This window comes from Mucilaginibacter dorajii (genome assembly GCF_024808255.1).
GTDB lineage: Bacteria > Bacteroidota > Bacteroidia > Sphingobacteriales > Sphingobacteriaceae > Mucilaginibacter > Mucilaginibacter dorajii.
In genome coordinates this window covers 12,746-36,537 of sequence record NZ_JANTYS010000038.1, presented here as the reverse complement: position 1 = coordinate 36,537, position 23,792 = coordinate 12,746, and the positions used below count along the sequence as shown (strand labels likewise).

The window sequence follows — 23,792 nt, the reverse complement described above, 5'->3', positions numbered from 1 at the left end:
AGGTTGCGGCTTTGTTGTTTCTAATGCCCCTGGCAAATTGCAGACCCAGACTTACGAAGTTTTTAAAACTTCGTAAGTCTTCCTTCTCTTCACTGTACGCCCTGCAAACTCATCACAGCCTGATCCAAAAAGTTAGGGATCAAGGTTGCCTGGGTAAGGGTTATCATATCCGGATCGGCAAGGCGCGTGAGCATTTCTTTGTATTTAACATCGCCGTGCTCACTTATTACTTCATCTTTCTTTTCTTCTTTAAGCAGCAGGTTACGCATGCCATTGGCGTCGGCTTCGGGGTGAAACTGGGTTGAGAAAAAGTAATCGTTAAAACGGATAGCCATCAAGGCCCGGGGGAGGTCAATATGCGGTCGCTCCTTTTCGATAGCTACCAACTGCATATTCAATTCCTTAAAGCGTTTTTCATTTGGGTTGATCACTTGCCAGCTGCGCGAATCAACGGCGTAAAAAGGTTCGGCAAGGCCCTCAAATAACGACTCCGTAAAGCCAGCCTCTGTTTTATTAACCGGCAAAACGCCAAAGGATGCCGACCGGCGGGTATTGATATCGCCCAACTCGTATTTGCGGCACATCAACTGAAAAGAATGGCATACAAAAAACGCGTGCTTTTTATCGGTAGTGTTTGATAAGTTATGGTCTTCCAGTCTATCTGTCAATCTGAAATATTTCTTTTCCCACTCTGTACCCTCATCCAGCGGACTACCGGGCCCGCCGCTTGATAAGTAAATGTCAAAATCGAGGCCGGGGACTTCACCGCCCCGGCGTACATCAAAAATTTTATAGGTAATATTTAAATTGTGATGTGTTTTATACCTGTTTAAAATCTCCTGGAAACCACGCATACCCTCGTTTGCTATCCCATTGTACAAATCAAGTATGGCTACTTTTATTTCCGGTTTCATAAACCCATTGGCCCCCTCTAAATCTCCCCCGGTAGGGGAGACTTCTGTTTTTTTAGTTTTATAAAGCCCTCCCTACCGGGGAGGGTTTGGGTGGGGCTTATAGCCCCTTCAACGTTTGTGATGTAATGTAATCAACCACATCTGCAAAGTTATTATTTTGCTGGTAAACGGCCAGCTGTCTGTCGGCACCGGTACCGGTTTCTAATATTTTGTGTACGTATTGCAGGTCATCACGGGATCCAAGGTTATCAACCACGTCATCAACGAAATCCAAAAGCTCCAACACCAATGATCTCGTGTTTACTTCCATCTCTTTACCAAAATCAATCATTTTGCCGTCAATGCCATAGCGGGCAGCACGCCATTTGTTTTCATTGATCAGGGCACGGGAGTAGGTGATGAAATTCATGTTCTGCAGCCTTAGCTTGTATAGCTTGGCGCACAGCGCCTGGAATAGAGCTGCAAAGGCAATGGTTTCATCAACCAGCATCGGGCAGTCGCAAATGCGGAACTCGATGGTTTCAAAGAAGGGGTGTACCCTGATATCCCACCAGATCTTCTTGGCATTATCTATACAGTTGGTTTTTACCAGCAGTTTTATATAATTATCGTACTCCTCAATACTGCTGAAATAATCGGGGATACCGGTGCGCGGAAACTTATCAAACACCTTGGTACGGAACGATTTAAACCCGGTATTGCGCCCTTCCCAAAAAGGCGAATTGGTAGATAAAGCGTAAACGTGTGGCAAAAAATAACGTACCTGGTTGGCTATATGAATAGCCATATCACGCGATTGAATGCCTACGTGAACATGCAAGCCAAATATGAGGTTAGAGCGGGCAGCCTCCTGCATCTCATCCACAATTTCAAAATACCTTGGATGATCGGTAATCAATTGATGCTGCCAATGCGAAAACGGGTGCGTTCCCGCAGCGCCTATGCGGAGGCCGATATCGCCGGCCAACATGGCAACTGTTGTTCGGAGCTTGCTTACTTCCTTACGCGCTTCGCCGGTATTTTTGCAAATATGGGTGCCTACCTCAACCACGGCCTGGTGCATTTCGGCCTTCACCTGGTCTTCATGGATCTTTTGGGCGCTATCCACAATTTTTTGCTCATGCGATTTTAGTTCCCTGGTTACAGGGTCAATCACCATAAATTCTTCTTCAACACCTAAGGTAAACTCGTTCATAATTGGTTAGGTTATATTAAGTACATTCAGTTCCCATCTCGAATATTTCTATGTGCATTAATAACAATTGTCATTTCGAACGAGCCAGGGCTGGTTATGAGCGCAGGCGTGAGGAGAAATCTTGTACGCCATTTCTGCAACATACAAAGCTGTCTTAGCACGTCGCATAAGATTTCTCCTCGTACCTCGTTCGAAATGACATTTGTTTATTTTTTGGCTTTTTTCGGTTCTTCAACTTTCTTCGCCTTTACCACCTTCTCTCTCTTCACTTTCCCCTCGGTCTCAATAGCATGATCAACAACGCCAACGGATACATCTGCCTTTGCAGGTTTAGCTTTTGCGTTCACCAACGGTGTTTTTGCTGCCGATGTTTTTACATATTCGCCCCAGGTAAGGTTATCTAAACCATCTTTCTGTTTTTTGGCGCGTTCGATGGCGTAATCGGCAGCGGTTTCAACTACCCATTCAAAGTTTTCCTGGCCAACGCTGGTTACTTCGGCATCGGGGGCCGGGTTGCAAAAATCAATAGCATAGGGGATGCCATCGCGGATGGCAAACTCAACGGTATTGAAATCATAACCCAGGTATTGGTTAAGTTTAATTACGTATTCTTTAACTTTATCTAAGATCTTTTTTGACGCCGGTGCCTTGCCATGTTCATAACGCAGGTGATGCGGGTTGCGCGGCTCGTACTGCATAATGCGTACATGCTTGCCGCCAATGCAATAACAGCGGAAATAGTCGTCAAAAATAACTTCTTCCTGTAGCATCATTACATATTGCTTGGTTTTATCGTATTTATCAAAAAAATCTCCCTTGTTGTGTAGCTGATATACTTCTTTCCAGCCCCCGCCATCAAAGGGTTTCATATAGGCCGGGAAGCCCACATAATTAAAGATACCATCCCAATCCAATGGGTAGGCCAGGTTACGGAAGGAGCGATCGGTAGTGTCATCGGGCAGTTCTTTCGACGGTAGGATCACGGTTTTGGGCACCGGTACCCCAAGTTTAACAGCCAAAGCGTTATTAAAAAACTTTTCATCGGCGCTCCACCAAAAGGGGTTGTTAATTACGGCGGTACCACAGATAGCCGCGTTTTTTAATGCCGCACGATAGAACGGGACATCCTGCGAGATCCTGTCAACAATTACCGCGTAGTCCAAAGGTTCGGCCTGCATTACTTTGTCAATACGTACAAACTCGGCAGTTATATTTTTTTCGGCCTTTTGATTTATCCTATCCACAAATGCCTGCGGAAATGAATTCTCCTGTCCAAATAAGATGCCTATTTTTTTCATAGTAGTTTTGTTTGAGGTGCCAGTTGCGGGGTTCGCAGTGCCGGGCTCCAGTTGTTTTTATATTGGGTGTAGATATTTTTTCTGTCTTGATTCCTGACTCTTAATTCTTGATTCTATTTTATGGTTGATAAATAATGCGGGAACATTTCTTTCCAGATAGGCCAGTCGTGATTGGCATTCGGGCGGATATCCAACCAGTGATTAATATTTTTTTGTGCTAAAATGTTTGATAGCTGGATATTATAATCCTTACAAATATCATGTTCAGAGGTACCCAGGATGATATTCATTTGCCATAATTCGCTCTTATTGTCTCCCGGCAGGTAGTCCACCGGGTTGTTGTAAAATATATCATCGTTGTAAAAGCCATCCGTAAACATTTTAATATCAAATGCGCCACCCATGGTAAACAGGTGGGCCACTTTTTCGGGATGTTTAAGGGCGAAGTTGGCCGCATGGTAGCCGCCGAAACTACAGCCCGCTACGGCAACTTTCCCTACGCCGGTTTCATGTATGGCCCAGGGCGCAAGCTCGTTTAACAGCATCTTATCGTACCAGCTATAGTTACGGGCGCGGTCGGCCGGGGAGATCCCTTTATCGTACCAGGTGCGGTGGTCAAGTGTATCGGGGCAGTATATTTTTACAAGGCCTTCATCAATAAACCATTTCACGCTGTCTATCAGCCCAAAATCTTTGTTTTGGTGGTATCGCCCCTTGGTTGTAGGGAAAAGGATAAGGGGAAACCCCCTATCGCCAAATACCAACATTTCGAGGTGAACGTTCAAATTTGGCGAGTACCAACGATGATATTTTTCTGTCAAAATGAATGGTTTATGTTTTCAAAGTTGTAAGTTAAGTGGTTTGTGTGAAAAAGACAACTAACTGATAAATTAATACATAAGCTTAATAAATAGAAAACATAGCGTACTTTTGTGCCCTTAAAATTTAACAAAAGATGTATTTGGGCTGGGCTGAAACTGAGATGACGATAATCGAAAAAAATATAACTATAAATTCTGCCTTGCTTGAAAGGGAGGTGACGTGCACCTTTTTAATGCCGGATGAAGATACGCTTGCTGAGCCGCTAAACTTGCTTCTGCTGAACGATGGTCAAGAGCTGGAAAACCTTGCTTTGACACAAACACTTGAACAGTTATACAATCATAACCGCATAAAACCAATATTGGTAGTTGCTATAAATGCCGGTGAAGACCGCCTGCAGGAATACGGTGTTGCAGGTAAGCCCGATTTTAAAAAACGCGGTGCGAAGGCCGATGTCTACACACAATTTATTACAACAGAACTGTTACCATATATTAAGCAGGAAATAGGTATTACTGAATTTGAAACTACAGCTTACGCTGGTTTTTCATTAGGCGGATTATCTGCTTTTGATATCGCCTGGAACAATGCCGATGTGTTTAATAAGGTGGGGGTATTCTCGGGTTCGTTTTGGTGGAGAAGTAAAGATCTGGCCAGGGGCTACACCGATAATGATAGAATAGCCCATGCTGTAGTAAGAGAAACCCGCGGTAAACCCGATCTGAAATTCTGGCTGCAAACCGGTACTAAAGATGAAACCAGCGACCGTAATAAAAATGGCATTATAGATGCCATTGATGATACCATTGACCTGATCAAAGAATTAGAGGCCAAAGGGTACACCCGCCCAGCAGACATTCAATATGTAGAGGTAGTTGGTGGTAGCCACAATACAGAAACCTGGGGCAAGGTGATGGGTAAGTTTTTATGTTGGGCGTTTGGGAGATAGGATTTGTTTTTGTAAATTAGCTAATGTAAAATTTAAGGGTATGATTAGCGTAGCACTTAAAAAGAAGCTGGAGAAATTATCGCTCGCTCAACAAAATAAAATTGAGAAGGAGATTGATGTATGGTTAAAAGAAGAATCTGAACTTAAATTGGTTGACAATAAAACTTCAGTTAGAGGATATGGATCTTTAAAGGATAAAATCTGGATGTCTGACGATTTTGATGAGTCGTTGGAGTCTTTTAAAGACTATATGTAATGCAATTGCTTATAGATACGCAGGCAATTCTTTGGTTTCAGGCGTCAGATGATAGATTATCAAAACAAGCTAAACAGTTAATAGACGACCCTAATAATCGATGCTACGTTAGTATCGCGTCAATGTGGGAGATGGCAATTAAAGTGGCCTTAAATAAACTGCAAATTGAAATAGGCTATGAAAATTTGCATGATTATTTAAGAGCAAGTCGGTTTGATATTTTGGATATTAATCAATCTCATCTTAATAAGATCATTAGCTTGCCTCATCATCATGGCGACCCATTTGATCGTCTCATCATTTCACAAGCTATCACCGAAAATTTGACCATTATTTCGGCTGATCAGCACTTTAAGGCTTATACCGTACATACCCTTTGGTAATCTAATTGCATAAATCTTTGCGTATAACTTGACAAAGCTTTAAGTTCTCATATATTAAACGTACCTTTGCGCAAAATTTAGAGGCGCATTTTCATGCAAAAAATAAGAAACATAGCGATTATCGCTCACGTTGACCACGGTAAGACTACTTTGGTTGACAAAATTTTACACAGTTGCGCCATCTTTCGTGATGGTCAGGAAACTGGTGAATTAATATTGGATAACAATGACCTGGAACGTGAGCGAGGTATAACCATCGTATCAAAAAACGTTTCGGTAATGTATAAAGACGTTAAGATCAACATTATTGATACTCCTGGTCACGCCGATTTTGGTGGCGAGGTTGAGCGTGTGTTGAAAATGGCAGATGGTGTATTATTACTTTGCGATGCATTTGAAGGCGCCATGCCTCAAACCCGCTTTGTAACCCAAAAGGCTTTGGCTTTAGGCTTAAAACCAATTGTGGTTGTAAACAAGGTAGATAAGGAAAACTGTCGCCCGGAAGAAGTTTACGAACAGATCTTCGAATTATTCTTCAACCTTGAAGCAACTGAAGACCAGCTGGATTTCCCGGTTATCTACGGTTCATCAAAACAAGGCTGGATGAGCACCGACTGGCAAAAACCTACCGAGGATATTTTCCCGTTAATGGATGCTATATTAGCTAACATCCCTCCTGCACCTATAGCCGAAGGTACTTTACAAATGCAGATCACCTCTTTAGATTATTCTTCATTTGTAGGTCGTATCGCTATCGGTCGTGTTGCCCGCGGTACTATTAAAGAAAACCAACCGGTATCTTTGGTAAAACGCGATGGCACTATCCAAAAATCAAGGATCAAAGAATTGTATACTTTTGAAGGTTTAGGTAAAGTACGTGCTACTGAAGTTAGCTCGGGCGATATCTGTGCTGTAGTTGGTATTGAAGGTTTTGATATTGGCGATACTATTGCCGATTTTGAAAAACCAGAACAATTGGCGGTTATCAAAATTGACGAGCCAACAATGAACATGTTGTTCACTATCAATACTTCTCCTTTCTTTGGTAAAGAAGGTAAATTTGTTACCTCACGTCACTTACGTGATCGTTTATACAAAGAGATGGAAAAAAACCTGGCGCTTAAGGTTGTTGAAACCGAATCGCCTGATTCATACCTGGTGTATGGTCGTGGTATTCTCCATTTATCGGTATTGATTGAAACCATGCGTCGTGAAGGTTATGAATTGCAGGTTGGTCAGCCACAGGTTATCGTTAAAGAAATTGACGGTGTTAAATGTGAGCCGGTTGAAACCCTTATTGTTGACGTACCGGGTGATGTTGCAGGTAAAGTAATTGAGCTGGTTACACAACGTAAAGGCGATCTGTTGATCATGGAGCCAAAAGGCGACTTGCAACACTTAGAATTTGATATCCCTGCACGTGGTATCATAGGCTTGCGTAACAACGTATTAACCGCTACAGGTGGCGAGGCTATCATGGCTCACCGCTTTAAAGCATACGAGCCTTGGAAAGGTACTATCCCTGGTCGTTTAAATGGTGTATTGGTATCTATGGATACTGGTAAAACCACGGCTTTCGCGATTGATAAATTACAGGATCGTGGCAGGTTCCACATTGATCCGGGAGTTGATGTTTACGAAGGACAGGTATTAGGCGAGCACATCCGCGATAATGATTTGGTTATCAACTTAACCAAGGGCAAGCAGTTAACCAACATGCGTGCATCAGGTAGCGATACCAACGTTAGGATTGCACCTGCTATCAAATTCTCGTTAGAAGAATCAATGGAGTATATCCAGGCAGATGAGTACATTGAGGTAACACCACAAAGTATCCGTTTACGTAAAATTTTCCTTAACGAAAACGAACGCCGAATCAACGCTAAAAAATTTACAAGCCAATAATAGTCTGGTAAATTAAAATATGAAGCCCTCCGAGTATCTCGGAGGGCTTTTTTATTGTTGTGATTTTGGCAAATTATAATGATATTTATAACAAGAAATTAACTTAATTGATTTAATATTTACTAAACCTTATTATGAATAAATACTACTCGCTTTTTGTGGCGTTAGCAGCATTGGTGTATTGCTCCTGCAATAAAATAGCCGATCCTTCACCTGATACCCTTCAATCAATTTCGTTAAGAGACACCCTTACCCTGTATACAGGTAATGTTGTAAGCCTGGATATACAAGTAAAACCGGCATCATTTGATACTACAAAGTTTATTTGGGGTTCATCAGATACTTCGGTTATTGCTGTTACCAATAGAGGCCAGATCACCGCGAAAAATCCGGGTACCTCTGTAGTTTCGGTGAGTAATGCCGATAAAACCAAGTCGGTTAGCTGCGCGGTTACTGTTAAAGATAGTTTGAGCATAGGTTTAATCGCTTATTATCCATTTAATAACAGCGCGATTGATGCCACGGGGCATGGTTACAATGGTATAGGTACCGATTTAACAAGCGCTGCCGATAGGTTTGGAAAGCCTAACTCGGCCTATGGCTTCAACGGTACAAGCAGCTATATTGTAGTGCAGGATAAGCAGGTATTGCGTTTAAATAATACAGATTTTACGCTAAATATGTGGATGAACCTTGATGGATATAACAGCTCATCCGGAAGCGCTTTATTGGCGAAAGGTAATGGTCCGTATCAAAATGGTTGGAATTGTTCTGTTACCGGTTTAGGCACAACAAATACCGGTATCGGCAATGCTTTTTATAACGTATCAGGCGGCGATGATCCTCACGCCTTTGGTAATACGGTTATTGGCTTAGGTAAATGGACAATGGTTACTATTACCTATAACCTGGCCCAACAACAGATAAGCTTTTACATTAATGGTGTATTTGATCATGCAACAGGTGGTATACCTACCCCAAATCCAAACACCGCTGTTAATCTTTTCATAGGTAAAAATAGCTATATAGATCCCTCTGGCTTAACGCCGGCATATTATATTAAAGGAAAAATGGATGATATCAGGATATATAATCACATTATACCTTCGCATGAAATAACAAAACTTTATAAGTTATCCTATTAGTTAAAATTATAAATTAAATCCTTGGTATACATAAAAAAGCCTCTGAGATTGTCTCAGGAGGCTTTTTTATGTATTTTTTTATATGTTATATAGGCTGGTATTTATTTTAATGTAAAAATAACATATATTAAATATAATATATGTATATATGCAATATATAAAAACCTATATAAAAAATGAAAACCTTAAAGAAAAACGTTACACATGCTGTAGTTGGCATGCTGATGGTTGGCAGCTTTGCCTCATGTCAAAAAAACAACGACAAGAATCTTGACCCTACCCTAAAAAACTTGTCGGCAGCAAATCTGAAAACCAATTCTCTGACTACATTAACAGCGGTAGAAGTAGGTACTGCAAGTAAAAAAGGAACCAACACTATTGATTTATTTGGCAGAAGCACAACCAATACCTTGTTGCACAAAAGCTGGACCAGTGCCGCCGGATGGACAGCCTGGGAAGACCTTGGTGGCAGCATTGTATCTGCACCGGCAGCAACTTCAAGAAGCTCAAATGTTATAAATGTTTATGCGCAGGGATCAAATGGCCATTTAATGCAAATTTATTGGGTAGATGGACAGGGCTGGTCGCAGTGGATTGATCTTGGTGGTACAATTACTTCTGCACCTACTGCTGCATCAAAAACAACCAACGATCTGTCGGTTTTTGCCAAGGGGACCAATAATAACCTGATAGAGCTTACCTGGACTTCTGGTAGTGGCTGGGGGTCATGGATTGACCATGGTGGCAATATTACATCGGCACCTGCGGCAATCTCAAGGAGTGCTACAACTATTAATGTTTATGCAAAAAGCGCAACTAATACACTTGCGCAAATTTATTACACAAGCGGTACCTGGTCGGCATGGACAGACCTGGGCGGAAGCATTACTTCGGCACCTACTGCTGTAACCCGCACACAAAATGATATCAATGTTTACGCAAAAGGCGCATCAGGTCAGCTAATGCAAATATACTGGACGCTTAGCGGCAACTGGTCGGCATGGATAGATCTTGGTGGTAGCATTACTACAGCACCTGCGGCCGATGCTCGTTCGGTAGATGCCATCAATATATTTGCTTTATCAAATGGCACATTGCAGCAAATTTACTGGACTTCAGCCGGCGGATGGACTTCATGGTTTAACATGCCTCAATAAGCTTGCTTGTATTTAAGCCATAAAAAAAGCAGGGAAGTTTAAATGACTCCCTGCTTTTTTTATGACTTCAACTTAATCGCCTTTCTATCTTTTTAACTTACCGATAAGGTTGTCTATGATGATGTTGATATCGTCAGATAGCTTTAAAAAGTAAACTGCCGGGATATAAATAAGGGTGATGAATGCGCTTCGCACTATGGTATCCATAATAAAATTATCGATATGCGGGATTATCCACACCGAAAAATAATAAACTATTACACCACTTATAATAGCCAGCAGGCTTTGAATTTTGAAAGGCTGCATTTTGAATTTTATCAGAATAAATAAATACCTGAAAAGATTAAAAATAAAAAAAGTAAGCGCTGAAGCTATGGCAGCTCCTGTAATGCCATATATGGGAATCAATATTAAATTGGCGATAACTATTACACCAACCAACAGTACGTTAAATAAAGAGTCGTATTTAAAATATTTAGAGGTGGCTAATATTACCAAATTAATACCCGTAGCCGAGTCGATAAAAAATCCAAGACTAACAAAGAATATGGCGTATTTCCCGGCTTTAAATTCCGGTGGAAGCATTGCAAAGATATTATCAACATTTGCCCAGATCAGCACAAACAAAAACAACGCGCTGATGAGCTGGTTTACGCAGCTTTTTTCATAAACAGATCTGATATTGGCCAAATCGTTTTTTCGCCATGATTCTGCTATAACAGTATATGCAATGCTGTATAATGCCCGGGAAGGTAATGAAATAATTATACCGAAGTTAAACGCCAGTGAGTACACGCCGGTATGGTCCAACCCCAGTTTTTTGGTAATAAGAATGTTATCTATATTCTGAATAATTAATGGCGATGCACCTGTCAGTATGGTAAAAAAACAAATACCTACCAACTTGCGCACCATTTCCTTATCCAAAAAATGAAGGTTGGGTTTAAGTGAAAATTGTTTGTCTTTAATTAGCCGGATAATGATTAGCCCTGTTGGTATGATGTTGGCAAAAAACCAAAGTACCATAAAGGTATTGAAGCTTACCAGTTTAAAATAGACAAGCAGCACTGTGACGAGTACAAAGATCCTTTTAGTAAATTCCCTGAGTATAAGCCCGGTTGTCATGTTATATAGCATACGGGCGTACAAGTCAAATACGTTAAAAAACAGGGTGAAGATGGTAAGCGGTACCAGGTACCAATAGTACTGCTCAAAAAGGACGCTTTTTTGATTACGGCCAACTAACTCGTCTTTATATACATACGCAATTATTATAAACAGTAAGCTGCCCACAGCCGAAATCGCGCATGATAAAAATAAGTAACCGTTATGTTTCTTCTCTTCGTTTCTGAAATAGGGAAAATACCTGGCTGTTCCGTTAAAACCTAATATGGAAAACTGCGCAAACATGAGCGATAACGAGCCTAACAGGGTAATGAGGCCAATTCCCTCGGTTGAAAGGGCGTGGGGTTGAATGATACTTACCGTAAGAAAACCAATTAATATACCAAGGTAGGAGTAGATAGAACCTTTAATGGTTTGTTGCTTTATTATGCCCATTCAGTTATTTAACCGCTGTGTTGTATGAAGTAAAATGATAATTTTGAACTGTACATGGCAAATATAAAATATAAAGTGTGTGTGTTAACGGTTACCTACGCAAATAGGGGGCAATTTTTAAACCAGGTATTGAAACGGGTGCTGGGTTTAGCACAGGTAGCCCGGGTTGTGGTTGTTAATAACGCATCGGTTTATAATGTAAGCAGCCAAGTTGCCCAACTGACCGATGATAGGATCATTGTTTTAAATAACGAGGAAAATGTGGGCTCGGCCGGTGGTTATAAACAGGCTATTGATTATGCGTACAAAAATATAGATGCCGATTTTATCTGGCTACTTGATGATGATAACGTACCCGGGGAAAGCGCATTACAGGGCTTACTGCACATGTGGGACGAAATAACCGGAGAGGATAATAAAAAGGCATTGTTTTGCCTCCGGCCGGATAGGGCAGTTCACCTCAGGATTGCAAAAGGCGAAGACCCCTACAGGTATTACCTGGTAAAGGATAATTTTATGGGTTTTAGTATATCCCGGATCTTCCTTAATCAATACTATAAGCTGCGCGATAAACGCAGGGATCAAAGAGAGCTCAAAAAGTACGTGCAAATGCCTTATGTGCCTTACGGCGGGTTATTGTTTCACAAATCGATGGTTGATGTGATAGGTTTACCCAATGAGGATTTCTTTGTTTATGTAGACGATTCTGAATACACTTATCGCATTACTCAAAATGGCGGGGCTATATGGCTGGTGCCTTCCTGCAGGATAAGTGATGTTGATCAATCGCAGGGAATAGGCTACAAAAGCAAGCCTTTTCATTCTCATTTACTTGATGAGTGGAGCTTTCGTACCTACTACTCGGTAAGAAACAGGATGTATTTTTATACCAGAGTAGCGGTTTCAAATAAATTAATGTTCAAAATAAATAAAGGGCTATATTTAGGCTATTTATTTATAGTAAGTTTGTCGACTTCAAAAACACAACAATATAAAATGCTGGTATCGGCAGTTAATGATGGCATTAACGGAAAGCTGGGAAAAGCAAACGCGGAAAAATTTCAATGAGTGAATTACAGAGGTACCACATGATACAGGCTTGTATCGATGTGATCAAAAAAAAGAAGAAAAAAGTTAATTATTTTGAAATTGGGGTACAAACCGGTTTTTGTTTTTTTAAGATCAAAGCCGAACGGAAAGTTGCGATAGACCCTAATTTTATAATCAAGATCACCAAAAAGGTAAAAGCATATTACCGAAACTTATCTAATTTCAATAACCGCTTTTTTGAGCTTACCAGTGATGATTTTTTTGAGCAAAAAAGCGATTATATCAAAAAAATTGGTGGTATTGATGTGATATTTATTGACGGCCTGCATTTATATGAGCAGGTGGTTAAGGATATTGAAAACTCGCTTAAGTATTTAAATAAAGGCGGGGTGATACTGGTTCATGATTGTAACCCTTTATCAGAGCCTGCCGCTGTAAGGGCCTACACTTCGGAAGAAGCCGCGGTATTGGTGGGTTCGCATCCGCAATGGATCAACCAATGGAATGGCGACGTTTGGAAAGCTATTGTAAAGCTTCGGTCAGAAAGAAAAGATCTTAATATAACCGTAATCAACAGTGATCATGGTGTTGGCATCATCAGGCCCGGCGTACCCGAAAAGGCATTTTCTTTTGAAGAAGGGGATATGGATAAACTAACCTACGCCGACCTTGATAACAACCGCGAAACTTATTTGAATCTTAAATCGCCCGAAACATTTGCTTCTTTTGTTAAGGAGTTGGAGAAGGAGTTTAAATAATGCAGGATTCAATTATAGGCGGCGATTATAAGACCGCGTACGATCAATTTTATCAAAAACACGATGAAGCCTGGCGCATGCTTGGCGCAAAATATAAAGCACAGCATATTATTGATGTATGCAAAGGCTTAACTTTTAACGCGGTGCTTGAAGTGGGCGCGGGAGATGGCAGTATCCTGAAGATACTATCCGATCATAATTTTGCCCCCGAGTATAGCGCCGTTGAGATCTCTGAAAGTGGTGTGCAATACATCCAGTCAAGGTCTATCAAAAATTTAAAATCGGTACAGGTATTTGATGGCTATAAACTGCCTTTTGAGGATGATAGTTTTGATCTGATCATCCTATCCCACGTATTGGAGCATGTAGAGCATGAACGTATTTTGCTGCGCGAAATAAAGCGCGTAGCCAAACGCTGCGTAATTGAAGTGCCCCGTGATTATAAAACAGGTGTGGATACCCGTATAAAACACTTTTTGGCTTATGGGCACATCAATGTGTATACGCCAACATCGTTACGCTACCTGCTGAGCACAGAAGGCTTTGTGGTTGAAAACGATCTTACTTCGATGATTGAGCCCGAGGTAACTAAATTTAACAGCTACGTTAATCAGAAAAAGGCAAAGAGCGTTTTGAAAGATTTACGCATTGCTGCCGAGTTTGGCGTAAAGCAGTTGTTGAGCAAAGTGATGGGAAAAAAGATAAGCGAACAATTTGCAAACGCTTATACCGTTTTGTGTAATAAAGCCGAAAAGCAACCCGAGTTATTCTGATTTTTTTTGATCAATGCAAAAACTTGCCCCTATTGCCCTGTTTGTATACAACCGGCCCGATCATATGCGCCGTACCATTATTCATTTGCAAAAAAATGTACTGGCAGATGAATCGCGACTGTATATATTTTGCGATGCCCCCAAAACAGAGACCGACCGAAGTGCAGTTGAACAGGTAAGGCAGGTTGCCAAAGAAACCACAGGTTTTAAAGCTGTAAAAGTTATCCTGCGCGATCATAATCTCGGCCTGGCCGAATCCATAATTAGCGGGGTTACCCAATTGGTTTATGAATATGGTAAGGTGATTGTTTTTGAGGATGATTTGCTTTCGTCGCCTTACACCCTTCAATACTTCAATGAGGCTTTAACCCGCTATGCCAACCAGGATAAGGTGATGCATATCGGGGCCTACATGTATAACCTTAAAGAAAAAGACCTTCCCGAAACTTTTTTTTACCGTGCAGCCAGCAGCTGGGGCTGGGCAACCTGGGCACGTGCCTGGGATAGTTTTGAACCTGATATTGATAAGCTGATAGCGCAATTTGATCCGCTGAAGATTCTTAGGTTTTCTATAGAGGGTAAAATGAATTTCTGGAAACAGATCCAGGAGTTTAAAGCAGGCAAAAATAACTCATGGGCCATTCGCTGGTATGCTTCTATATTTTTGAAGGGTGGGTTAACGCTAAACCCGGCCCGCTCGTTAATCAACAACATAGGGCACGATGGCACCGGCGTACATAGCAATAAAGAAAACATGTATGAAGTGCACATCTCGCAACAACCCGTAAAAACATATCCTAATGTAGTTGAGGAGAATGAAAAAGCTTATCACGCCATAAAACATTTCCTGGCACACCGTAAAGGCAGTTTATTGCAACGGGCTGTCAGGTTTGTAAAACAGCGGGTAGGATAATTTGCATCGTATAGGTTAATATGAATAAATGTATTTTTGAGGCATGTTAAAAGTAGTGCATCTGAATACTTATGATGGTAATGGTGGGGCAGGCCGTGGTTGTATGCGTTTGAACCGTGCGTTGCTTAATAGTGGGGTCGATTCTAAAATGATTGTTCATTATAAATTCGGCACCAACCCGCAGATAGGCACCTTCAACGCTAACAAGGTTCAAAAATCAGTTGCTGCTTTTAAGATCATACTGGAGCGTGTTTTTGCCAGGCGTTTTCTGAAACCCTTGCGTACCCCTTTTTCCTTTGCCTGGTTTGGCCGCTCGGTTATTCACCACCCCGATGTGATAAATGCCGATGTGATCCATTTACACTGGATCAATCATGGCTTTCTCGATCCCAAACACATAGCCGAAATCGCTAAATTAAACAAGCCGGTGGTTTGGACCTTTCACGATAGCAACGCGTTTACCGGTGGCTGCCATGTGCGTTACACCTGCGATCATTTTATGAGAGAATGCGGTAATTGCCCCTTGCTCATCAAGTCGTCAGATGATGATATTTCGCACACCATCTGGCAACAAAAAAATAAGGCTTACCAGGCTTTGGATTTTGCCATAGCTGCTCCGAGTTCATGGATGAAGAGATCGGTTGAGGCCAGTAGCCTCATGAAACACAAAGCTGTGCATCAAATCCCCAACACTTTAGAAACAGACATCTTTAAACCGATCGACAAAAAGCTTGCAAAAGAAAAGGCCGGTTTGCCGGTAGATAAATTCATCTTCCTGAGTGGTTTTATGCCATCGCGTAAAGATTTGCATAAAGGCACCCAATACTTATTGGAAAGTATGGAATTGTTGAAGCAGCGTTTAGGTGCCGATGCGGATAAAGTTGAGCTGGTGGTTTTTGGTAACCGTGGTACCGAAGGCGTACCCGAATTTCCATTTAAGACCAGTTTTTTGGGTACTATTAATAATGATGAGCAACTGGCCCTGCACTATGCTGCCGCGGATGCATTTTTAATTCCATCGCTGGAAGATAACCTGCCCTACACCGTAATGGAAAGCCTGGCCTGTGGTACCCCAGTTATAGCCTTTACAACGGGCGGTATCCCGGATATGGTACAACATAGATATAATGGATACCTGGCCACCTATCGTTCGTCAGAGAGCTTTACAGAGGGTATGGAGTGGGTTATTAATCATGCTGATCATAAACAATTGCAGCAACAGGCCCGCCAAACGGTAATGGATACTTTTAGCGAAACGGTTATTGCCCAAAAACATATCGATCTTTATAGAAGCCTGCTTAAACCAGCCGGAGGTGCCGATGTTTAATCCCAGGCTAAGCGTTATCACCATTGTGTACAATAACGTGCTCGATATTGAGCGTACCATGCTTTCGGTTTTAAACCAAACCTATAACAACATTGAATATATTATTGTAGACGGGCTATCAAACGATGGTACTTTACAGGTAATTGAAAAATATAAAGATCGCGTTAGCAAATTCATCAGTGAAAAAGATAAGGGGATTTATGACGCCATGAACAAAGGGCTTGCCATAGCCACCGGCGATTATGTGATCTTCATGAACTCGGGCGATGGGTTTTACGATGCCGATACTGTGAAATATGTTTTTGCCACGACTGCTGATGCCGATATTTATTACGGTGAAACCGAAATGATGAATGATGCAGGCGAGAGCCTTGGGCAGCGCAGGCATAAAGCTCCTCAACAATTTACTTGGCGTGGTTTTAAATATGGCATGAGCATCAGCCACCAGGCTATATATATCAGGCGCACTTTAGCAGAACCTTATGATAGCAGGTACCATTTAAGTGCCGATATCGACTGGATCATCCGCGCGGCAAAGAAAGCTAAAACTATTGTGAACGTAAACCGCTACGTTGCCAAATACCTGGTGGGCGGCATGTCAAAAACCAAACATCGCCAAAGCCTGCAGGAGCGGTTTAACATCATGAAGGAAAATTACGGTTTGGTGCCCACTGTCTTCAACCATTTTGTAATCGCCTTTAACCTGGGATGGTATTGGCTAAAAAACAGGCGTACTAATGATTAAGTGTCATAATCGTCATAAGTAATCCTCTTCCTACTAATCTCGATATTAAGCTTGTGGTCGGTGTTTTCACCGCACCACGGCAATGCTGTCGCTACTACACAGGCCTTACGTATGTACTATATTAGGAGTGGTGCGGTGAAAACACCGACCACAGGCACATGCTTTAGTAGGAAAGCGATGCCAGTATGTCCTCTTTCTCTAATTCCGGGTGATCGCTTATAATTTCGTCAAATGACATACCCGAAGCAATCAAATCGATGATCACCTCAACAGGCCAGCGCATATGACGAATGCAAGCCTTGCCATACGTTTGAATCAACCGTAATTCGTTCAAGTAAATTGCTCATATGTAAATTTACATAATACTTGTTACTTAAGCTACAAGCGGCCACAAAAAAAGGCGATGAGTAACAACCCATCGCCTTTCTTATATTAAGAGGAATTTTTAAGATTTTTTACCCGCCGGTTTAACTGACGGCTTCTTTTTGGTTTCGGTATAAACCGCGCCGCCAAGGGCAAGCACCAATAAAAGTGATCCTGCTAAAGAAATATTTTCGCCGGCATAATACGATGTCGGGTGGAAATCAAACTTTATAGTGTGGTTACCAACCGGAATCACTGCTGCGCGTAACAGATAGTCTGCACGGAAGTATGGTGATTCCTTACCGTCGATGGTCATTGTCCAGCCTTTATCGTAGTAGATCTCAGAGAATACGGCAATTTGCGTTGAGGTTGACCCGCTTTGGTATACAAGGTGTTCAGGAGCGTAGCTTGTTAATTTAATTGTCGATGTCGGATCCGATCCGATAGACTGGCCATCAGTAAAGCTTTTATATTGCTTATCAACAATGGCTTCGTCTTTTGGGGAAAAGCTGCTGATTGCCTGCATTTCCTGGTCGGCATTATCTGCAAATTTTACGCTTTTTACAAACCATGCATTACCGCAGGCGGTTTGGTTGGTGCGCATGCCTGCGTTGCCTGTTTTAGGATCGGCAGTAATGATGTATTTGGTGTTCAGCATATCCAATACATCCTGGTTTACACTTTTGATGAACTGATTTTCAATCAGTTCATCAAACCTTCTTAACCTGGCCGAGTGGAAACCACCAACGGTTTTATAAAAATAAGATGAATGTGAATCATGAAAAGGATCGCCGCCGGTCATGTCAAACACCCTGAAGTTAGGGTCATTATCTTTCATGATAAATTCATCAACTTCGCGCGGGGTGTATTGCTGCGCTAATTCTGATTTATCTACAAAGTTGCCGTCTTTTAAGTAACGTTTATCAACGCCCCACATATCAAACAAAATAATAGCTGCCAAAATCCATGCTGCCATGTTTGCTTTGATCTTTTCTTTGATAACTAACCACAGTAAGCCTGTAGTTAATAATACAAATATCAATGAGCGGATGGCATCAGCACGTTCAAGACTTATCCTGTCTTCTATCAATGAACCGGCCACTTTATTGGCAAGATCGCTGTTGCCCTTAAACATTTGGGTAAGGTTGTTGATAAAGCCTAAGTTATCGTCTGTTTTAAAGCTTAAAATAACATCGGGGATGGCTATCATAATCAATAACAAGCCGCCCGTTATAAAGAAGGCTATTTTACCACGTTTAAACATTAATGCTTTATCGGTGTTGGTAATAACTTCGTTTACGGCAAGTAAAGCCAGTATAGGGAAGCAAAAAGCCGCTATAACTAACGTTGATTCAACCGCCCTGAACTTGTTGTACATAGGCACGTAGTTGAAAAAGAAATCAGACAGGAAGGGCAGGTTTTTACCGAAGGATAACAGCATGCTTAGTATAACAGCGCTTAACAACCACCATTTTATGCGGTTTTTAACAATCAATAAGCCTAACACAAACAGGAAAAATACCGCCGCGCCAAAGTACCATGGCCCAAACGTGCTTGGCTTATTGCCGAAGTATAATTGCTGCGATACGAAGCCATTAGCCTGCCCTGCGTCAACACCGGCATCTGTAAGGATTTTTACTGCTTTTGAATCGTCGCCAACTACGGTGCTTGTGCCACCGCCGTAAGCATTCGGGATCAGGAAGGTAAGGCATTCGCCTACACTTTGGCTCCAGGTATAGGCATAATCTTTATCTAAACCGTGGTTTGGCCCGGCAGTACTGCCTTTTGAGGTTAAGTTTGCTTTGCCACGTATGGTGTACTGGCTATATTCAAAGGTGGTCCAAAGTATGCTGGCATTTACTGCTATGGCCAATAAAACAGCGCCAACCAGGTAAGCGCTGGCTTTAAGGAACGGCTTGGTTTGTTTATCTTTTATAGCATGATAAAGCTCGATACCCAATAAAATAGCGATAGCCAGCAGCAGGTAATACGTCATTTGTACGTGGTTGCTCCTGATCTCCATAGCAAGCGCAAAAGCTGTTATAGAGCCACCAAGCAGGTATTTGCCCCTTAAGGTTAAAATGATACCTGCAAGTATAGGCGCAAAAAAAGCAATGGCATATGCCTGGTTAGCGTGGCCGGCGGTAATGTAAATAAAGTTATACGATGAAAAAGCGAAAGCGATAGCACCCGCTGCCGCCAGCCAGGGTTTTAACTTTAATACGTTGAACAACAGATATGCGCCAAGCAGATACAGTAAAACCGTATCAACCGGATTAGGGAAAACCGCCTTTAAAATATTGATGACATGCGATGTGATGTTTGAGGGAAATGCTGCCCAGATCTGGTAGGCGGGCATACCGCCAAACATCTGGTTTGTCCACAATGGGGCATGGCCGGTTGCTGCTTTAACATCGTTGATCTCTTTTTGCATGGATTGAGCCTGTAATACATCACTTTGTATTAGGGCTTTTCCTTGTATCAGGGGGCTGAAAAAGTAGGCAAAGGAAATTGCTACTAAAATTGCTACAATAATGAGGTGAACACTATTACGCTTGAACCAGTTATTCATTTAAGTTTTTTGAATGGATAATATAATCCTCAAAAATAGAAAATTGGTTGAGAATAGGAATTATAAGTTACAAAGGAATTACACGGCCTTTTTAGCACCGGCTACGCATCACAAAAAAGAAAATGACCATAATAACCAGGCTTAAAACATAGGCTATGATTTGGCCTTTTCCATAGTCTTCGCGGTATTTGCGAACGTTGAAGAAGTTATAAACCGCCAGCGCGCCAACAATGACCCAAAAAGGTGTACTGATTTTATTGCAGGTAACAAACAGCTGTGTAGCCGCCGCAAATACAATAAAGTTCGCAATGATCAGCGTGATTGATTCGGGGGTGTTGTTGTGGTTAGGGCGACGTTTATATACCTGGTCTGGCAGCATATGGGTTTATTTTACTTCTTCATAATCAACAAACTCGCCTTCGGTATCGGGGAGTTTACCTTTTTTACTGCCTTCGGGTATATAGTCTACCTTAACAGCGCCATCGGGCCTGTTTTGCTGACGCTGGTAATTATTTTGCTGTTGCTGTGCCTGCTGTTGCGCTTTGTTAATAACACTTTGAAATAAAGCAGGTATCAGGTACCGCATTAAACTGCGGATAATGTACAAAACACAAATTGATATGATCAGGAAACGAATTAGTAACATCTGATTAATTTTAAGCTTACAAATATAAGCATATAACGGTAAAAATGTTTGAATATGATTGTTTAGGGATTTGAAGATGAAGCAATTTGAAAATTTGAAGATGTGGTGACGTACCATTTTCAAATTTTCAAATCATCAAATTTTCAAATCAAAATTTCTCCTCCATCATTTTTTCCAGCGCAAACATTTCATCACGCAGCTTGGCGGCTAATAAAAAGTCCATGTTTTTGGCGGCGGCAAGCATTTCTTTTTTGGTATTGTCGATAGACTTTTTCAGATCGGGTTTGGTCATGTATTGTACTATCGGGTCGGCAGCAAGCGTTGCAAAATCGGGTTCTACATAAGCTTTTTGTACACCACCCTGGAAATCAACCACGGATGTTTGTTCCATAATTTCCTCGCGCGATTTGCCTACTGTGGTAGGTACAATGCCATGAAGCGTATTGTGTGCAATCTGAATTTCCCGGCGACGGTTGGTTTCATCCATCGTGATCTGCATCGAATCGGTAATTTTATCGGCATACATAATTACCCTGCCGCGGTCATTACGGGCGGCGCGACCAATAGTCTGAATCAATGAACGCTCCGACCTCAGGAAACCCTCCTTATCAGCATCAAGTATGGCTACTAAAGATACCTCGGGTAAATCCAGGCCCTCGCGCAACAGGTTGATGCCTATCAGTACGTCAAACTCACCCAAACGTAAACCCCTCAAAATTTCTACCCTTTGCAGGGTTTTTACTTCCGAGTGAATGTAGCGGCATTTGATGCCCAGGCGGTCCATGTATTTGGCCAGTTCTTCGGCCATGCGTTTGGTGAGGGTGGTTACTAATATACGGTCGCCCATTTTAATGGTGCGGTCTACCTCATCTAACAGGTCATCCACCTGGTTTATTACCGGGCGAATTTCAATAACCGGATCAAGCAAGCCCGTAGGCCTGATCACCTGCTGAACCACCACACCTTCCGATTTTTCCAGTTCAAAATCGCCGGGTGTAGCGCTCACGTACACCGTTTGCGGGGCCAGTTTTTCAAACTCCTGGAAATTAAGCGGCCGGTTATCTAAAGCTGCCGGTAAACGGAAACCATAATCAACCAACGACATTTTGCGCGACCTGTCGCCACCGTACATCGCCCTGATCTGCGGTACCGTTACGTGGCTTTCATCAATCACCATCAGGTAATCATCCGGGAAATAATCCAGCAAACAGAAGGGGCGGGCGCCTGGTAACCTCCCATCAAAAAACCGGGAGTAGTTTTCGATACCAGAGCAATAGCCCAGTTCGCGAATCATTTCCAGGTCGTAGTTAACCCTTTCCTCCAGGCGCTTGGCTTCCAGGAAACGACCATCGCCTATAAATTGCTTTTTGCGGGTTTCTAATTCTTCCTGGATAGCCCAGATAGATTGCAGGAAACGCTCGCGCGGGGCTACGTAAAGGTTTGCCGGGTACAACACCATGTGGGTCATTTTCTCAACTGTTTTGCCCGTGCCTACATCAAAAGCGCTTAACTCTTCAATGTCATCGCCAAAAAAAGAAATGCGGTAGGCATGGTCCATATAGGCTGGGAAAATATCAACCGTGTCGCCTTTTACTCTGAAGGTACCGCGCTTAAAATCGGCAGTGGTGCGTGAGTACAGGATCTCTACCAGTCGATGTAAAAACGCGTTCCTGCTGATGCGGGTACCTACCGCGAATTTAAATACCGATTGGGCGAAATCCTCGGGATTACCCATACCATAAATGCAGGAGATAGACGATACCACAATGACATCCCTGCGGCCCGACATGAGGGCAGAGGTAGTACGCAAACGAAGCTTTTCTATCTCTTCGTTAATCTGCAGATCCTTTTCTATATAGGTATTGGTGGTAGGTATAAATGCCTCGGGCTGATAATAATCGTAGTAGGACACAAAGTAGTTCACCGCGTTTTCGGGGAAGAATTGCTTAAACTCGCCGTAAAGTTGTGCCGCAAGGGTTTTGTTATGGCTCAGTATCAGCGTGGGCTTTTGTGTTTGGGCGATAACATTGGCCACCGTAAAGGTTTTGCCAGATCCGGTAACACCCAAAAGCGTTTGAAACGGATCGCCATTGTTTACACCTTCAACCAACTGCCTGATGGCTTCAGGCTGATCGCCGGTGGGAGAATATTGAGATGTTAAATTAAAATCCATGTGTAATGTAAAAATACAAATAATCCTGCAATAGGGTTCACAGATCAAAATAAGCCAATGATAATGACAACAGTATGTCAACAATGGTTTAATGCAGATCTTTTATATTTAATTACAACAGGGAGGGGAGGGGATGTTCGATGGGGGGGGGACCTCCCAACGGGCTACCATGTACACATATTTTTTGAAATCTTATCACTAACCAAAACGATGTCATTTCGAACGAACCGGGGAGGGATTGTGCGCCGTAGGTGAGGAGAAATCTTTTAAAAGCGGACATTCGGCTATGCAAGGTGTCGAAGATTTCTCTTTCGCACCCCACTCATACCCCTCCTTCGCTCTATCGAAATGACATTTTCCGTTAGTTAGGTGAGTAAATCCGGAACCCATCACTATTTTTACCTCCCAGCCTTCAACCGTTGCGCCCTTGCAAAAAAGCTTTGTTCGCTAATTTGTTCCTCTACCTCGGCAATGGCTTTCATGAGGTTGTTTTGAGTGTTGGTGAGCTCGGCAGCGGCACTTTTGATTATTTCCCAAACGGGTTTCATGCGCTCAACCAGTTCCTGGCCTTTGGCAGTTAGCATAATGAGTCGCTTGCGTTCATCTGCTTTATCTTTTTTTGAACGGATAAGCTTTTCTTTCTCCAGTTCTTTAAGCAGACTAATGGTAGATGGATGCGTATAACCAATTTCGTTGGCTATTTCAACCACGCTTAAAACGGGTTTAAAATGCAGGGTGTAAATAACCGGGAACCATTTGGGTTCAAAGTCGATATTATTGGCTTTGTAAATAAGCACCCCATCCTTGCGAAGCGTATCGGCAAGGCGTTGCAGCCTTGTTGATATCGCTAAAATTCCCGATTCGTCAATAACGTTCATCAGCTGCATT

At 42.2% G+C, this 23,792-nt stretch carries 23 protein-coding genes; 12 read left to right on the top strand and 11 right to left on the bottom strand.

Translation table 11 applies throughout. The features are described 5' to 3' along the window. Window positions 1-89: 89 nt before the first annotated feature. The 4 genes from FHS10_RS28390 to FHS10_RS28375 all read right to left on the bottom strand — a co-directional run bounded on the left by FHS10_RS28390 (window position 90) and on the right by FHS10_RS28375 (window position 4,228). Window positions 90-914: a type 1 glutamine amidotransferase gene (locus FHS10_RS28390; RefSeq protein WP_259097536.1), complete on the bottom strand. Its 825-nt coding sequence runs from the start codon at window positions 912-914 to the stop codon at window positions 90-92. A 97-nt stretch (window positions 915-1,011) separates the two neighbouring features. Further along, window positions 1,012-2,109: a carboxylate-amine ligase gene (locus tag FHS10_RS28385; RefSeq protein WP_259097535.1), complete on the bottom strand. Its 1,098-nt coding sequence runs from the start codon at window positions 2,107-2,109 to the stop codon at window positions 1,012-1,014. Window positions 2,110-2,315: 206 nt separating this feature from the next. Next, window positions 2,316-3,407 carry an ATP-grasp domain-containing protein gene (locus FHS10_RS28380; RefSeq protein WP_259097534.1) on the bottom strand — a complete coding sequence of 364 codons (1,092 nt, stop codon included), beginning with the start codon at window positions 3,405-3,407 and terminating at the stop codon, window positions 2,316-2,318. 113 nt (window positions 3,408-3,520) lie between these two features. Continuing rightward, a complete protein-coding gene (locus FHS10_RS28375) occupies window positions 3,521-4,228 on the bottom strand; it encodes an alpha/beta fold hydrolase (RefSeq protein WP_259097533.1) in 708 nt (235 codons plus the stop codon). Between the two features lie 161 nt (window positions 4,229-4,389). Between FHS10_RS28375 and FHS10_RS28370 the strand changes: the two genes are divergently transcribed. The 6 genes from FHS10_RS28370 (at window position 4,390) to FHS10_RS28345 (ending at window position 10,024) form a co-directional block, all read left to right on the top strand. Then, complete coding sequence (locus tag FHS10_RS28370; protein WP_259097532.1) at window positions 4,390-5,178, top strand: alpha/beta hydrolase; 789 nt, start codon at window positions 4,390-4,392, stop codon at window positions 5,176-5,178. Window positions 5,179-5,218: 40 nt separating this feature from the next. Beyond that, window positions 5,219-5,434 carry a DUF2281 domain-containing protein gene (locus FHS10_RS28365; RefSeq protein WP_259097531.1) on the top strand — a complete coding sequence of 72 codons (216 nt, stop codon included), beginning with the start codon at window positions 5,219-5,221 and terminating at the stop codon, window positions 5,432-5,434. Next, window positions 5,434-5,817, top strand: coding sequence for a type II toxin-antitoxin system VapC family toxin (locus tag FHS10_RS28360; protein ID WP_259097530.1), 384 nt, complete (start codon window positions 5,434-5,436; stop codon window positions 5,815-5,817). The genes FHS10_RS28365 and FHS10_RS28360 overlap by 1 nt, the downstream gene beginning before the upstream one ends. 93 nt (window positions 5,818-5,910) lie before the next feature. Then, the gene (gene typA, locus FHS10_RS28355; protein WP_259097528.1) at window positions 5,911-7,722 is read left to right on the top strand and encodes a translational GTPase TypA; all 1,812 of its coding nucleotides are present in this window, start codon (window positions 5,911-5,913) and stop codon (window positions 7,720-7,722) included. Window positions 7,723-7,856: 134 nt separating this feature from the next. Continuing rightward, the gene (locus FHS10_RS28350) at window positions 7,857-8,867 is read left to right on the top strand and encodes a LamG-like jellyroll fold domain-containing protein (RefSeq protein ID WP_259097526.1); all 1,011 of its coding nucleotides are present in this window, start codon (window positions 7,857-7,859) and stop codon (window positions 8,865-8,867) included. A 176-nt stretch (window positions 8,868-9,043) separates the two neighbouring features. Next, window positions 9,044-10,024: a PLL family lectin gene (locus FHS10_RS28345; protein ID WP_259097524.1), complete on the top strand. Its 981-nt coding sequence runs from the start codon at window positions 9,044-9,046 to the stop codon at window positions 10,022-10,024. 84 nt (window positions 10,025-10,108) lie between these two features. Here the strand turns inward: FHS10_RS28345 and FHS10_RS28340 are convergent, their stop codons facing one another. Then, window positions 10,109-11,584 carry a lipopolysaccharide biosynthesis protein gene (locus FHS10_RS28340; RefSeq protein WP_259097522.1) on the bottom strand — a complete coding sequence of 492 codons (1,476 nt, stop codon included), beginning with the start codon at window positions 11,582-11,584 and terminating at the stop codon, window positions 10,109-10,111. 54 nt (window positions 11,585-11,638) lie between these two features. On the opposite strand from FHS10_RS28340, the gene FHS10_RS28335 reads away from it, so the two are divergent. Genes FHS10_RS28335 through FHS10_RS28310 form a run of 6 tightly spaced genes read left to right on the top strand, consistent with a single transcriptional unit; the run spans window position 11,639 to window position 17,150 of the window. Then, entirely contained in the window at window positions 11,639-12,652 is a 1,014-nt protein-coding gene (locus FHS10_RS28335) for a glycosyltransferase (RefSeq protein ID WP_259097521.1), read from the top strand. Then, window positions 12,649-13,392 (top strand): class I SAM-dependent methyltransferase, encoded by a 744-nt coding sequence (locus tag FHS10_RS28330; protein WP_259097520.1) that lies wholly within the window; start codon window positions 12,649-12,651, stop codon window positions 13,390-13,392. The genes FHS10_RS28335 and FHS10_RS28330 overlap by 4 nt, the downstream gene beginning before the upstream one ends. Continuing rightward, window positions 13,392-14,165: a class I SAM-dependent methyltransferase gene (locus FHS10_RS28325; RefSeq protein WP_259097519.1), complete on the top strand. Its 774-nt coding sequence runs from the start codon at window positions 13,392-13,394 to the stop codon at window positions 14,163-14,165. Before FHS10_RS28330 ends, FHS10_RS28325 begins: the two co-directional genes overlap by 1 nt. A gap of 13 nt (window positions 14,166-14,178) precedes the next feature. Continuing rightward, window positions 14,179-15,078, top strand: coding sequence for a glycosyltransferase family protein (locus FHS10_RS28320; RefSeq protein ID WP_259097518.1), 900 nt, complete (start codon window positions 14,179-14,181; stop codon window positions 15,076-15,078). Between the two features lie 43 nt (window positions 15,079-15,121). Beyond that, the gene (locus tag FHS10_RS28315) at window positions 15,122-16,405 is read left to right on the top strand and encodes a glycosyltransferase family 4 protein (RefSeq protein ID WP_259097517.1); all 1,284 of its coding nucleotides are present in this window, start codon (window positions 15,122-15,124) and stop codon (window positions 16,403-16,405) included. Continuing rightward, window positions 16,398-17,150 carry a glycosyltransferase family 2 protein gene (locus FHS10_RS28310; protein ID WP_259097515.1) on the top strand — a complete coding sequence of 251 codons (753 nt, stop codon included), beginning with the start codon at window positions 16,398-16,400 and terminating at the stop codon, window positions 17,148-17,150. The genes FHS10_RS28315 and FHS10_RS28310 overlap by 8 nt, the downstream gene beginning before the upstream one ends. Before the next feature lie 163 nt (window positions 17,151-17,313). On the opposite strand, the gene FHS10_RS28305 is transcribed toward FHS10_RS28310, so the two are convergent. The 6 genes from FHS10_RS28305 to FHS10_RS28280 form a co-directional block, all read right to left on the bottom strand. Continuing rightward, the gene (locus FHS10_RS28305) at window positions 17,314-17,484 is read right to left on the bottom strand and encodes a DUF433 domain-containing protein (protein WP_259097514.1); all 171 of its coding nucleotides are present in this window, start codon (window positions 17,482-17,484) and stop codon (window positions 17,314-17,316) included. Between the two features lie 111 nt (window positions 17,485-17,595). Beyond that, a complete protein-coding gene (locus FHS10_RS28300) occupies window positions 17,596-20,085 on the bottom strand; it encodes a YfhO family protein (RefSeq protein ID WP_259097513.1) in 2,490 nt (829 codons plus the stop codon). Between the two features lie 91 nt (window positions 20,086-20,176). Next, window positions 20,177-20,464: a hypothetical protein gene (locus tag FHS10_RS28295; protein ID WP_259097510.1), complete on the bottom strand. Its 288-nt coding sequence runs from the start codon at window positions 20,462-20,464 to the stop codon at window positions 20,177-20,179. Between the two features lie 6 nt (window positions 20,465-20,470). Further along, a complete protein-coding gene (locus tag FHS10_RS28290; RefSeq protein WP_259097509.1) occupies window positions 20,471-20,731 on the bottom strand; it encodes a DUF4834 family protein in 261 nt (86 codons plus the stop codon). 148 nt (window positions 20,732-20,879) lie between these two features. Further along, a complete protein-coding gene (gene uvrB / locus FHS10_RS28285; RefSeq protein ID WP_259097507.1) occupies window positions 20,880-22,904 on the bottom strand; it encodes an excinuclease ABC subunit UvrB in 2,025 nt (674 codons plus the stop codon). 398 nt (window positions 22,905-23,302) lie between these two features. Further along, window positions 23,303-23,791 carry a MarR family transcriptional regulator gene (locus tag FHS10_RS28280; RefSeq protein WP_259097506.1) on the bottom strand — a complete coding sequence of 163 codons (489 nt, stop codon included), beginning with the start codon at window positions 23,789-23,791 and terminating at the stop codon, window positions 23,303-23,305. Window position 23,792 lies beyond the last annotated feature (1 nt).